A 12,713-nucleotide genomic window follows, 5' to 3' on the forward strand; every position below is an offset into this window, starting at 1 on the left:
GCTGACCGCGGCGGCCGTACCGCGGTCGCGGGCGCCGGTCAGGGGCGGACGCTGCTGACCACGTCCGCGGTCGCGGACAGGCCCTCGGAGATGGTCGGCGCGATGCTGCTGCTCGCCAGGTAGAAGCCCAGCGTGACGCAGACCAGGGCATGCGAGACGCGTAGCCCGCCGCTGCGCAGGAAGACCACCGCGAGGATCAGCAGGAGCAGGACCACGGAGATCGAAATGGCCATGGGGGGCCTCCTGGGCCGCTTCAGGGGATCGGGATCCGGCCGTCAGTGTGGCCCAGAATCGCCCTGAATCCACTCGAAGCGGGTACTCCACACGAGTGCCGTTCTCCCGTTCGACCTCCGGATGGCCACAGCGCAGGGTGAACCCGCCCCACAGCGGGCCGGGTTCACCCTGCGCCGAACGGTCAGCCGGTGGGGGCCGGGAGGTCCACCAGGGTGGCGAGCGCCTGGCGGTGGCGGCCCGGGGTGCCGAGCAGGGTCTCGGCGCTCTTGGCCCGCTTCAGGTAGAGGTGCGCCGGGTGCTCCCAGGTCATGCCGATGCCGCCGTGCAGCTGCACGCACTCCTCGGCCGCGTGCACCGCCGCCTGCCCGCAGTACGCCTGCGCCACGGCCACCGCGACCGGGGTGTCCGGGCTGTCGGCGGCCAGCGCGTCGGCGGCGTGCCGGGCGGTGGCGCGGGCCGAGACCAGTTCGAGGTAGAGCGCCGCCATCCGGTGCTTGAGTGCCTGGAACGACCCGACGGGGCGGCCGAACTGATGGCGCTCCTTGGTGTGGCGCACGGTCTCGGTCAGACACCACTCGGCCACGCCCAGCTGCTCGGAGGCGAGCAGCCCGGCGCCGGTCAGCAGCGCCCGTACGACGGCGTCCCGCGCGCGGTCCGGCCCGGCCAGCAGGCGCGCGGGGGCGCCGGTGAGGGTCACCGCGGCGAGCGGCCGGGTGAGGTCGAGCGAGGTGAGGGGCTCCACGGAGACGCTGGCCTCCGTGGTCTCCACGGCGTACAGCCCGTAGCCGTCGGAACCGTCGGCGGGCACGAGCAGCACATCGGCGCCCGCCGCGCCCGCGACATGGGGGATCCGGCCGCTGAGCGTCCCGTCGCCGTCCACCCGCACGGTCGCGGCCGGGGCGCCGCCGCCGGGTGCGGTGGCCGCCGGTACGGCCAGCGCGCCGACCGTACGGCCCTCGGCGAGGGCGCCGAGCAGCCGCGCCACGGCGGCCTCGCCGGTGTCGCAGGCCAGCACGGCGCCGACTGCGAGGACGGCGCTGGTGAGGTACGGCACGGGGGCGACGGCGCGGCCCAGCTCCTCCATCACGACGGCCGCCTCGCGCGCGGTGGCGCCCTGCCCGCCGAGCTTGTCGGGCACCAGCAGCCCCACCGTGCCCATCTCGGTGCCCAGGGAGCGCCACAGCCCGGGGTCGTACGCCCGGCCGCTCTCGGCCTCCGACAGCACGGCGGCGGGCGGGCAGCGGTCGGTGAGCAGCGACCGCACGGCCGCGCGCAGATCGTCCTCGGCCTCGGTGTAGAGCAGGTCCGGGGTGCTCATCGGGGCAGATCCTTCCACGGGACGTCCTTGTCGGTCCGCGGCTCGGGCGGCAGGCCCAGGACGCGTTCGGCGATGATGTTGAGCAGGACCTCGGAGGTGCCGCCCTCGATGGAGTTGCCCTTCGCGCGCAGATAGCGGTAACCGGCCTCGCGTCCGGTGAAGTCGACCAGTTCGGGGCGGCGCAGCGTCCAGTCGTCGTAGAGCAGGCCCTCGTCCCCGAGCAGTTCGGTCTCCAGGGCGCTGAGCTCCTGGTTGAGCCGGGCGAAGGCGAGCTTCATGGCCGAGCCCTCGGGCCCTGGCTGGCCGACGGCGAGCTGCTGGCCGAGGCGCTCGCCCGCGAGCCGGGCGGCCTCGGCGTCCACCCACAGCCGCAGCAGCCGCTGGTGCAGATCGTGGGTGCGCAGTTCGGGGCGGTTGCGCCAGGTCCCGGAAACCAGGCCGATCATGCCGCCCTCGCGGGGGACACGGCCGCCGCCGATGGCGACGCGCTCGTTCATCAGGGTGGTCTGGGCGACCCGCCAGCCCTCGCCGATCTCGCCGAGGCGGCGGCTGTCGGGGATGCGTACGCCGGTCAGGAAGACCTCGTTGAACTCGGCCTCGCCGGTGATCTGGCGCAGCGGCCGGACCTCGACCCCGGGGTCGGTCATGTCGCACACGAAGTAGCTGATGCCGCGGTGTTTGGGCAGGTCGGGGTCGGTGCGGGCGATGAGGATGGCCCAGCGGGCGAGGTGGGCGCTGGACGTCCAGACCTTCTGTCCGTCGACCACCCAGTCGTCGCCGTCGCGCACCGCGCGGGTGGCGAGCGCGGCGAGGTCGGACCCGGCGCCGGGCTCGCTGAACAGCTGGCACCACACCTCCTCGCCGGTCCACAGCGGGCGCAGCAGCCGCTGCCGCTGCTCCTCGGTGCCGAAGCCGAGGATGGTGGGCGCGGCCATGCCGAGGCCGATGCCGATGCGGCGGGGGTCGTTGTCGGGTGCGCCCGCGGCCTCCAGTTCGGCGTCCACGACGGCCTGGAGCGAGCGGGGCGCGTCGAGGCCGCCCAGCCCCACCGGGTAGTGCACCCAGGCGAGTCCGGCGTCGAAGCGGGCGCGCAGGAAGTCCAGGCGGTCGGTGGTGGCCGGGGAGTGGGCTTCGAGGAACGCGCGGGTGCGGCTGCGCAGTCCGTCGTCCGTGATGTCGTGCGGGGTGGTCCCGGGCGTGCTCATCGGGCGCCTCCCACGGGCAGTCCGGGGACGACCACGACGCGGCCGGTGGTCACCCCGTCGGCGACGCGCTGGACGGCGTCCGCGGCTCCGTCCATCGGCACCCGCTCGCTGACCAGCGGCCGGACGGCGCCCTGGGCAGCGAGCTTGGTCAGCTCGTCGTGGCAGGCGCGGATCGCGGCGGGGTCGTAGGTGTTGTAGAGGCCCCAGTGGAGGCCGAGGATGGCGTAGTTCTTGACCAGGGCGTGGTTGAGGGCGGCCTGCGGGACGACGCCGCTGGCGAAGCCGACCACCACGATCCGGCCCTCGAAGGCGATGCATTTGACGGACTGGGCGAAGGCGTCGCCGCCGACCGGATCGTAGACGATGTCGGCGCCGCGTCCCCCGGTGTCCTCCTTGACCGCCGCCACGATGTCGTCGCCGCGCCGGTCGAGCACCAGGTCGCAGCCGAGTTCGCGGGCGACCCTGGCCTTCTCCTCGCCGCCGACGACGCCGATGACCCGTGCCCCGGCCGCCTTGCCGAGCTGGACGGCGGCGCTGCCGACGCCGCCCGCGGCGGCGTGCACCAGCAGCGTGTCCCCGGCCCGCAGCCCGGCCCGGCGGTGCAGGCCGAACCAGCCGGTCTGGTAGCCGATGTGCAGGGCCGCGGCCTGGGCGTCGTCCAGTGCGTCGGGCGCGGGCAGCACGGTGGCCGCGTCGACGGTCACGTACTCGGCGAAGCCGCCCGCGGGGAGCGTGGGGGTGGCCAGGACGCGCGCGCCCACCTCGCCGTGCGCCCCCTCGCCGAGGGCGACGACCTCGCCGCACACCTCGACGCCCGGGGTGAACGGCATGGGCGGCCGCATCTGGTAGTGGCCGCGGCACAGCAGGGCGTCCGGGAAGTTGACGTCGACGGCCCGGACCCGCAGGAGCAGTTCCCCGGGCCCGGCCACCGGGTCGGGCACGTCGTCGAGGCGCATCACCTCACGGGGCTCGCCATTGTCGTGCACTCGCCATGCCTGCATCCGGTGGCCTCCAGAAGCTTTCGGTAGGGGCGCGGTAACGCGTCGGGGCACTGTAACGCCTCGGGGCGCACATACTAACCAGTCGGTACGAGCAGCGGAACCGGCTCGTACGGAGGCGTCAGCCATCCTGCCTTTCCCGCCCGGCGCTCGGTGAACTCTTGTGCAACTCTGGAGGCACCCTTGAGCCCGGGACCTCGACGGACAAGAGTGGGCGGCGACATATCGGTTCGTTTCGCAGCGATCCGACGGCCGTCACGGGACGGGAGATGACGACTGTGCCCGACAGCAAGGCGATCGACGAGGCCGAGATGGAGGCCAGACTCCACGGCATCTGTTTCAAGACCGGTCCTCCGCGACGCATCGGCGTCGAGCTCGAATGGCTCATGTACGACCCGCACGACCCCGCACGACCCGTCGAGGCGGCCCGGCTGGAAGCCGCGGTCACCGCCCTGCGCGGACTGAGCCTCACGTCCGCGCTCACCTTCGAACCCGGCGGCCAGCTGGAGCTCAGCTCCCTCCCGGCCGACTCCCTCACCGCCTGCGTGGAGTCCGCCGCCGCCGATCTGGTCCTCGTCCGCGCGCTCCTCGCCGAGCTGGGCCTCGGCATCGCCGGCCACGGCCACGACCCCTGGCGCCCGCCGCGCAGGATCCTCACCACGCCCCGCTACGACTCCATGGAGACGTATTTCAACCGCCGCGGACCGGCGGGGCGCTCCATGATGTGCAACACCGCCTCCGTGCAGGTCTGTGTGGACGCCGGGCACGAGGAGCCCGGGCCGCTGGGCCTGGGGCGGCGCTGGCGGCTTGGCCATCTGCTGGGCGCCGTGCTGACCGCGGCGTTCGCCAATTCCCCGCTGCGCGAGGGCCGCCCGACCGGCTTCCGCTCCACCCGGCAGGCGCTGTGGGCGGCGATGGACCCCGGGCGCACGCTCGCCCCGCCGGACGACAGGGACCCGCGCGCCGCCTGGGCCGGATACGTGCTGGACGCGCCCGTGATGGCCATCCGGGACGACGGCACGCGCTGGGCCGTGCCGGACGGCCTCACCTTCCGGCAGTGGGCCCGTACCGGCCTGCCGCGCCCGCCCACCCAGGACGACCTCGACTTCCATGTCTCGACCCTCTTCCCGCCCATCCGCCCGCGCGGCCATCTCGAACTGCGCATGATCGACGCGCAGAGCGGCGACGACGGGTGGATCGTGCCCCTCGCCGTGACCGTGGCGCTCTTCGACGACCCCCAGGCCGCGGAGACCGTCTACCGCGTGGTGAAGCCGCTCGCCGAGACGGCCGGCGCCCGGCCCGCGCCCTGCAATCCGCTGTGGATGACGGCGACCCGTGACGCCCTGACCGACCCCGAGCTGCGCAACGCCGCCGTGGCCTGCTTCGCCGCGGCGCTGGAGGCGCTGCCCCGGATCGGCGCCTCCCCCGCCGTCGTGTCCACCGTCGCCGACTTCGCGGACCGGTATGTCGCCCGCGGCCGATGTCCGGCCGACGATCTGCTCGCCCCCCTTCCCGGGAAGGAGGAACGGTCATGACCGCTTCCGGCCCCGCACTCGACCCCGAGGCGCTGCGCCAGCGCGCCGAATCGGTTCTGCGCACCGCGCGCGACCGTACCCACACCCTCACCACCTGCGTCGACGAACACGACCTCACCGCCCAGCACTCCCCCCTGATGTCGCCGCTGGTCTGGGACCTGGCGCACATCGGCAACCAGGAGGAGCAGTGGCTGCTGCGCGCCGTCGGCGGGCAGGTCGCCCTGCGCCCCGAGATCGACTCGGTGTACGACGCGTTCGAGCATCCGCGCGCCAAACGCCCCTCGCTGCCGCTGCTGGCGCCCGCCGAGGCCCGCGGCTACGTCTCGGACGTACGCGACCGGGTGCTCGACGTCCTGGAGCGGACCGAGCTGCGCGGCGCCCCGCTGGTCGACGCGGCCTTCGCCTTCGGCATGATCGCGCAGCATGAGCAGCAGCACGACGAGACGATGCTCATCACCCATCAGCTGCGCCGCGGCCCGGCCGCCCTCACCGCCCCGCCGCCGCCCGGCCCCGCGGGCGACGTCCTGCCGGAGGAGGTGCTGGTCCCGGGCGGTCCATTCACCATGGGCACCTCGACCGAGCCGTGGGCGCTGGACAACGAGCGCCCCGCGCACCACCGGCTGGTGCCGCCGTTCTTCATCGACACCACTCCGGTGACCAACGGCGCGTACGCCCGCTTCATCGCCGACGGCGGCTACACCGAGCGGCGCTGGTGGACCGCCGAGGGCTGGGCGCACATCCAGGAGCACGGCCTGAGCGCCCCGCAGTTCTGGCGGCGCGAGGGCGGCCAGTGGCTGCGCCGGCGCTTCGGGGTGACCGAGCCGGTACCGCCCGAGGAGCCGGTGCTCCATGTGAGCTGGTACGAGGCGGATGCCTACGCCCGCTGGGCCGGGCGCCGGCTGCCCACCGAGGAGGAGTGGGAGAAGGCGGCCCGCCACGACCCGGCGAGCGGCCGGTCCCGGCGCTACCCGTGGGGCGATGCGGACCCCACTCCCGACCACGCCAACCTCGGCCAGCGGCACCTCCAGCCCGCACCGGCCGGCAGCTATCCGCAGGGCGCCTCGGCGCTGGGTGTACGGCAGCTGATCGGGGACGTGTGGGAGTGGACGTCGAGCGACTTCCTGCCCTACCCGGGGTTCACCGTCTTCCCGTACCCCGAGTACTCGCAGGTCTTCTTCGGGCCCGCGTACAAGGTGCTGCGCGGCGGCTCGTTCGCCGTGGACGCGGTCGCCTGCCGCGGCACGTTCCGCAACTGGGACCTGCCGGTCCGCCGCCAGATCTTCTCGGGCTTCCGCACCGCCCGCGACGCGTCCCCGGCGGAGGTCTCATGAGCGCGCGGGGGCTCACCGGGGGCGCCCATGTGTAGGCATCTGGCGTACCTGGGATCCGAGAAGCCCATCGGCGAGGTCGTCATCGCGCCGGAGCACAGCCTGTTCCGGCAGTCATGGGCGCCGCGGCGGCAGGCGCACGGCACCGTCAACGCCGACGGGTTCGGCGTCGGCTGGTACGCGCCGGGCGACCCGGTGCCCGCGCGCTACCGGCGCGCGGGGCCCGTCTGGGGCGACCTGTCGTTCGCCGATCTCGCCCGGGTGGTACGGACCGATGCGCTGATGGGCGCGGTGCGGGACGCCACCGAGGCGAGCGCCGACGGCGAGGCGGGCGCCTCGCCGTTCGCCTCCGGCGCCTGGCTGTTCAGCCACAACGGGGCCGTCCAGGGCTGGCCGCACGCGCTCGCGGGACTCGCCGCGTCCCTGCCGCCCGCCGATCTGCTCGGGCTGGAGGCGCGCTGCGACTCGGCGCTGGTCTGGGCGCTGACGCTGCACGCGCTGCGGCTGGGCCATGAGCTGCCGGAGGCGCTGGCCCGGACGACCGAGGCGGTGGCGGCCGCCGCGCCCGGTTCGCGGCTCAACCTGCTGCTCATGGACGGGGAGACGATCGCCGCCACCGCCTGGGGCGACACGCTCTGGTACCTGACCGGCCAGGACCGCGAGGTCGTGGTCGCCTCCGAGCCGTACGACGACGATCCGCGGTGGACCGAGGTCCCCGACCGCACACTGCTCACCGCCACCCGCTCCGATGTACTTCTCACCGCACTCAAGGAGGGTTCCGCGTGAGCCCCTTCACCGTCACCCGCACCCTGCCCGCCGACGCCACGGCCGCCGCCCTGCGCGCCGATGTCGCCGAGGGGCTGACCCGCACCCCCAAACAGCTGCCGCCGAAGTGGTTCTACGACGCCCGCGGCAGCGAACTCTTCGAGGAGATCACCCGGCTGCCCGAGTACTACCCGACGCGCGCGGAGCGGGAGATCCTGATCGCGCGCGCCGCGGAGATCGCGGACGCCACCGGCGCCCGGACCCTGATCGAGCTGGGCTCCGGGTCCTCCGAGAAGACCCGCCATCTGATCGAGGCGCTGCCGGATCTGCATGCCTACGTCCCGGTGGATGTCAGCGAGAGCGCCCTGGAGCTGGCCGGACACGCGCTGCTGGCCGACCATCCGGAGCTGACGGTGCACGCGCTGGTCGCCGACTTCCTCGGCGGGCTCTCGCTGCCCGACGACCTTCCGGGGCCGCGCCTGCTGGCGTTCCTCGGCGGCACCATCGGCAATCTGCTGCCGCCCGAGCGGGCGGGGTTCCTGGCCTCGGTGGGCGCCCTGCTGTCGCCGGGTGACGCGCTGCTGCTCGGGACCGACCTGGTCAAGGACGAGGCCACGCTCGTCGCCGCGTACGACGACGCGCAGGGCGTCACCGCGGAGTTCAACAAGAACGTGCTCAGGGTCCTCGACCGGGAGCTGGGCGCCGAACTCGACCCCGCGGACTTCGACCATGTGGCGGTGTGGGACGCCGAGCGGGAATGGGTCGAGATGCGGCTGCGGGCGCGCAAGGACCTCACCGTGAAGATCCCCGCGCTGGATCTCGCGGTGTCCTTCGCGGCCGGGGAGGAGGTCCGTACCGAGGTGTCGGCGAAGTTCCGGGAGGAGAAGGTGCGGGCCGAACTGGCGGCCGCGGGGCTGGAGTCGCGGCGCTGGTGGACCGATGCCGCGGGCCGGTTCGCACTGTCGCTGGCGGTACGGATGTGACGCATGGGGGTGGTGGGACGAGGGGACGCGTGATCGTCACCCTGCGTCCCGCTTGAGCCACCGACCGAAATAATGTGATGCACATCACATTGCCGGAAGAGGGTCGCAGCACAGCGCGCTGTGGCCCTTTTTCGGTGTGAACTCCCTCTTGTTGTGGCCAAATCGGGCCCCTTATGTTTGGCCCGCTTTGGCAGCCCGCCTCACGGGCAGCACCTCACAGGCAGCAGGAGAAGGAGCCGTCCATGCCCTTACGGGGACGCCACCGCCGTTACAAGCCCAACCGCATCTCCCGTGCCTCGCTGAGTGTCACGGCGGGCGGCGCCGGCATCGCACTCCCTCTCGTCGCCGCCTCGGGCGCCAACGCCGCCTCCAGCGAGACCTGGGACAAGGTCGCCCAGTGCGAGTCCACCAACAACTGGGACATCAACAGCGGGAACGGCTTCTACGGCGGACTCCAGTTCACCCAGAGCACCTGGGAGGCGTACGGGGGCACCGCCTACGCGGCGCGGGCGGACCTTGCCACCAGGGCCCAGCAGATCGCCGTCGCCGAGAAGGTGCTCGACGGCCAGGGCCCCGGGGCCTGGCCGGTGTGCTCGGGCAAGGCCGGTCTGGCGCACGACGCCGCCGCGCCCCAGAGCGCGCCGAAGGCCGTCAAGGCGGTGGCCGAGAAGCACGCGAGCACCGCCGAGACGGTGCGGCAGAGCAAGCCGACGCCCACCAGCCTGCCGGGCAACGTGACGACGAAGACCGGCCGCTATGTGGTCGTGGGCGGCGACACCCTGTCCCGGATCGCCGACGCGCAGGATGTGCGGGGCGGCTGGCACGCGCTCTACGAGAACAACCGCGCCACGGTGGGCTCCGACCCCGATCTGATCTACCCCGGCCAGAAGCTCTCCCTGAGCGGGAGCAAGGCCACGCCGAAGACCGAGTCCAGGCCGGAAGCCGAGGCCAAGGCCAAGCCCGCGGCGAAGCCCCAGGCCAGACACAGAGCCCAGCCCAAGGCGAAGGCCGAGCCGCGGCAGGCCGAGCGGCGCGTGAGCAAGCCCGCCGCCAAGCCCGCGACCGCCACCGGCTTCACCGCTCCGGTGAGCGGCGTCACCCCGACCACCGGCTACCGCACGGCCGGATCCAGCTGGTCGAGCGGCCATCACACCGGCATCGACTTCCCCGTGGGCGTCGGCACGTCGGTCAAGGCCGTGGCCACGGGCCAGGTCGTCTCGGCGGGCTGGGCCGACGCGTACGGCTACGAGGTGGTCATCCGGCACCCGGACGGCAAGTACAGCCAGTACGCACACCTGTCCCAGCTGTCGGTGCGCGCCGGGCAGGGCGTCAACGTCGGCCAGCAGATCGGCCGTTCGGGCGCCACCGGGAACGTCACAGGACCGCATCTCCACTTCGAGGTGCGCACCGGGCCCGCCTACGGCTCGGACATCAACCCGCTGAGCTATCTGCGCGCCCACGGCATCAGCATCTGAGCCCCGCTCGCTGTCGGTGGGGCGTGCCAGACTCCTGCCATGCAGGATCGGCCCGCCCCGCTCGACGTACGCGACGACGATCCGCGCCTGACCTACCGGGGCGCGGTGTCCCTCCAGCGCGGCCCCGGCTGGACGGCCCCTTGGCGGCTGCCGTACGAGGACGCCGCGCTGTACCTCCCCGAGGGCGGGCTGGGGCGGGCCGCGATGCCGTCCGGGGTGCGGGTGACGCTGCGTACCGACAGCTCCTCGCTCGGCTGCCGCTACCAGGCCGATCCCCCGCCGAAGCTGAACGGCCCCGAGGAGCGGGCCCGGCTCGACGTGGTGTGCGACGGGCGGCTGGCGGCCACCGCCGCCCTGGAGACGCACGGCGGGGACGCGGAGGTCCGGGTGGACGGGCTGCCGGGGCGGATGACGACGGTCGAGCTGTGGCTGCCGTACTACCACCGGTTCCGGCTGCGGGGGCTGACGCTGGAGGCGGACTCGACAGTCGAGCGCGACAGTGCCGAACAGCGGCCGCGCTGGGTCCACTTCGGCAGCTCCATCTCGCAGGGGCGCGGGGCCGCGTCACCGAGCCGTACCTGGGCCGCCCTGGTGGCACGGCGCGCCGGATGGGACCTGACCTCGCTGGCTCTCGGGGCGGCCTGCTGCCTCCAGCCGATGACGGCGCGGCTGATGCGGGACCTCCCGGCCGAGCTGCTCACCGTCTGCGTCGGGATCAACGTCCAGGCGCTCGGCAGCCACAACCGCGACGCGCTCGCCTCGGCGCTGGTCGGCTTCGTGCGCACCGTGCGGGAGGGGCATCCGGACACCCCGTTCGCCGTGATGTCGACCATCACGGCGCCGGAGCGGGAGGAGGTGCCCGGGCCGTCGGGGATGACGCTGCGCGAGTGCCGGGCGCACATACGGCGGGCCGTGGCGCTGCTGCGCGACCACGGCGACAAGAACCTGGCGTACGTCCACGGTCCGGAGGTGTTCGGGCCCGGCTGTGCGGGGCTGCTGCTGGAGCCGGAGGGGCGTGACCGGCTGCACCCCTCGGCGGACGGGCATCCGGTCTTCGCCTCCCGGTTCATGACGGTGCTGAGGCGCGCCGGATGTGTGCCGTGACGGCCGGCGCGTGTGCGTCAGGACGCGCCGTACACCGGCCCCGGCGCCTCGGCGGCGGCGAGCAGCTTGGCCGCTGCCTCCCCGGCCTCGGCCGGGGTCCAGCGGGCGCCCTTGTCGGCGGTCGGCCCGGGCCGCCAGCCCTCCATCACGGTGATGCGCCCGGCCTCGGCCTCGAAGACCCGTCCGGTGACCCCGGCGCAGGCGGCGGAGCCGAGCCAGACGACGAGCGGTGAGACATTGCCGGGCGCCATCGCGTCGAACGCGCCGGGCTCGTCGGGCGCCGCCATGGTGTCGGCGAAGGTCGCCTCCGTCATGCGGGTGCGGGCCGCCGGGGCGATCGCGTTGACCTGTACCCCGTAGCGGTCCAGCTCGGCCGCGGCCACCAGGGTGAGGCCGACGATCCCGGCCTTGGCGGCCGCGTAGTTGCCCTGTCCGACGCTGCCCAGCAGTCCGGCCCCGGAGCTGGTGTTGACCACCCGCGCGGTGGGTGTCCGGCCCGCCTTCGCCTCGGCGCGCCAGTGCGCGGCGGCGTGCTTGAGGGGCAGGAAGTGTCCCTTGAGGTGGACGCGGATCACGGCGTCCCAGTCGTCCTCGGCGAGGTTGACGAACATGCGGTCGCGCAGGAATCCGGCGTTGTTGACGAGGGTGTCGAGGCGGCCGTAGGTGTCGAGGGCGGCGGCGACGAGGGAGGCCGCGCCGTCGGCGGTGGCGATGTCCCCGGTGTGTGCCACGGCCTCGCCGCCGTGCGCGCGTATCTCCTCGACCACCTCCTGGGCGGGGCCCGGGGACACTCCCGCGCCGTCCGGCGCCACGCCGAGGTCGTTCACGACGACCCGCGCGCCCTCGGCGGCGAAGGCGAGGGCGTGCGCCCGGCCGAGGCCGCGGCCCGCGCCGGTGACGACGGTGACGCGTCCGGTGCAGATGCCTATCATCCTGCTCCTCCTGCTTCTGCTGAGGGTGTTGTGTCCGCCGGGGGCCGCGCCGCCGCCAGGAACGCGGGGCGCTCCCCGCCACCGTGGACGGTCAGGCTCGCGCCGGTGATGTACGCGGCGAGGTCCGAGGCGAGGAAGACGCAGGCGTCGCCCGCCTCCTGCGGGGTGGCGAGGCGGCCCAGCGGCACGGTGCGGGACACGGCGGCCACGCCGGTGGCGTCGCCGTAGTGCAGCTGCGCGCTTCCGGTGTGGACCATGCCGAGGACCAGGGTGTTGACCCGGACCGTGGGCGCCCATTCCACGGCGAGGGTGCGGGCGAGGTTGTCCAGGCCCGCCTTGGCGGCCCCGTAGGCGGCCGTGCCCGGCGAGGGACGGGTGCCGCTGACGCTGCCGATCATCACCATCGATCCGCCGCCCTCCTGACCGCGCATCACCTCATGGGCGCCGAGGGCGACCGTCATCGGCGCGATCAGGTTCAGCTCGACGATCCGCGCGGCGCGGCGCGGGCCGGAGTCGGCGAACAGTCCGTACGGGCTGCCTCCGGCGTTGTTGACCAGGACGTCCAGGTGGCCGTGGGTCTCGCGCACCCGGGCGAAGAAGTCGGCGACGGCGGCCGCGTCCCGTACGTCCAGCGGCCGGAAGCGGGCGGTGCGCCCGGCGGCCGTGACCGGGTGGTCCGGCGGGCGGCGGGCGCAGACGACGACCTCGGCGCCCGCCGCGAGCAGGGCCCGGGCGATGCCCGCGCCGACGCCGCGGGTGCCGCCGGTGACGACGGCGACGCGTCCGGACAGGTCGATGGAGTGGGCCATGTCCCTTGTCTCACCCTCCCGTTGCGC

At 74.0% G+C, this 12,713-nt stretch carries 12 protein-coding genes; 6 read left to right on the top strand and 6 right to left on the bottom strand.

Features of this window, described 5'->3' with window-relative positions; translation table 11 throughout:
- Window positions 1-38 precede the first annotated feature (38 nt).
- From ACH4TL_RS28090 to ACH4TL_RS28105, 4 genes are all read right to left on the bottom strand, one after another.
- A complete protein-coding gene (locus tag ACH4TL_RS28090; protein ID WP_009720740.1) occupies window positions 39-233 on the bottom strand; it encodes a hypothetical protein in 195 nt (64 codons plus the stop codon).
- 182 nt (window positions 234-415) lie between these two features.
- A complete protein-coding gene (locus ACH4TL_RS28095) occupies window positions 416-1,552 on the bottom strand; it encodes an acyl-CoA dehydrogenase family protein (protein ID WP_398321111.1) in 1,137 nt (378 codons plus the stop codon).
- Window positions 1,549-2,757: an acyl-CoA dehydrogenase family protein gene (locus tag ACH4TL_RS28100; RefSeq protein ID WP_398321108.1), complete on the bottom strand. Its 1,209-nt coding sequence runs from the start codon at window positions 2,755-2,757 to the stop codon at window positions 1,549-1,551. Before ACH4TL_RS28100 ends, ACH4TL_RS28095 begins: the two co-directional genes overlap by 4 nt.
- Window positions 2,754-3,758 carry an NADPH:quinone oxidoreductase family protein gene (locus tag ACH4TL_RS28105; protein WP_398321105.1) on the bottom strand — a complete coding sequence of 335 codons (1,005 nt, stop codon included), beginning with the start codon at window positions 3,756-3,758 and terminating at the stop codon, window positions 2,754-2,756. Before ACH4TL_RS28105 ends, ACH4TL_RS28100 begins: the two co-directional genes overlap by 4 nt.
- 266 nt (window positions 3,759-4,024) lie before the next feature.
- Here ACH4TL_RS28105 and egtA point away from each other — a divergent pair, with 266 nt between their 5' ends.
- The 6 genes from egtA to ACH4TL_RS28135 all read left to right on the top strand — a co-directional run bounded on the left by egtA (window position 4,025) and on the right by ACH4TL_RS28135 (window position 10,945).
- The gene (gene egtA / locus ACH4TL_RS28110; RefSeq protein WP_398321102.1) at window positions 4,025-5,290 is read left to right on the top strand and encodes an ergothioneine biosynthesis glutamate--cysteine ligase EgtA; all 1,266 of its coding nucleotides are present in this window, start codon (window positions 4,025-4,027) and stop codon (window positions 5,288-5,290) included.
- Window positions 5,287-6,621, top strand: coding sequence for an ergothioneine biosynthesis protein EgtB (egtB, locus tag ACH4TL_RS28115; protein WP_398321099.1), 1,335 nt, complete (start codon window positions 5,287-5,289; stop codon window positions 6,619-6,621). Before egtA ends, egtB begins: the two co-directional genes overlap by 4 nt.
- Window positions 6,622-6,648: 27 nt before the next feature.
- The gene (egtC, locus tag ACH4TL_RS28120; protein WP_398321096.1) at window positions 6,649-7,404 is read left to right on the top strand and encodes an ergothioneine biosynthesis protein EgtC; all 756 of its coding nucleotides are present in this window, start codon (window positions 6,649-6,651) and stop codon (window positions 7,402-7,404) included.
- Window positions 7,401-8,366 carry an L-histidine N(alpha)-methyltransferase gene (gene egtD / locus ACH4TL_RS28125; RefSeq protein WP_398321093.1) on the top strand — a complete coding sequence of 322 codons (966 nt, stop codon included), beginning with the start codon at window positions 7,401-7,403 and terminating at the stop codon, window positions 8,364-8,366. The genes egtC and egtD overlap by 4 nt, the downstream gene beginning before the upstream one ends.
- Before the next feature lie 242 nt (window positions 8,367-8,608).
- Window positions 8,609-9,841, top strand: coding sequence for a transglycosylase family protein (locus ACH4TL_RS28130; RefSeq protein WP_398321090.1), 1,233 nt, complete (start codon window positions 8,609-8,611; stop codon window positions 9,839-9,841).
- A 39-nt stretch (window positions 9,842-9,880) separates the two neighbouring features.
- Entirely contained in the window at window positions 9,881-10,945 is a 1,065-nt protein-coding gene (locus ACH4TL_RS28135) for a GDSL-type esterase/lipase family protein (protein WP_398321087.1), read from the top strand.
- Between the two features lie 17 nt (window positions 10,946-10,962).
- On the opposite strand, the gene ACH4TL_RS28140 is transcribed toward ACH4TL_RS28135, so the two are convergent.
- Entirely contained in the window at window positions 10,963-11,877 is a 915-nt protein-coding gene (locus tag ACH4TL_RS28140; protein ID WP_398321084.1) for an SDR family oxidoreductase, read from the bottom strand.
- Window positions 11,874-12,686: an SDR family oxidoreductase gene (locus tag ACH4TL_RS28145; RefSeq protein WP_398321081.1), complete on the bottom strand. Its 813-nt coding sequence runs from the start codon at window positions 12,684-12,686 to the stop codon at window positions 11,874-11,876. The genes ACH4TL_RS28140 and ACH4TL_RS28145 overlap by 4 nt, the downstream gene beginning before the upstream one ends.
- Window positions 12,687-12,713 lie beyond the last annotated feature (27 nt).

Source organism: Streptomyces sp. NPDC021115, from assembly GCF_044333065.1.
In the GTDB taxonomy this organism is placed as follows: Bacteria; Actinomycetota; Actinomycetes; order Streptomycetales; family Streptomycetaceae; genus Streptomyces.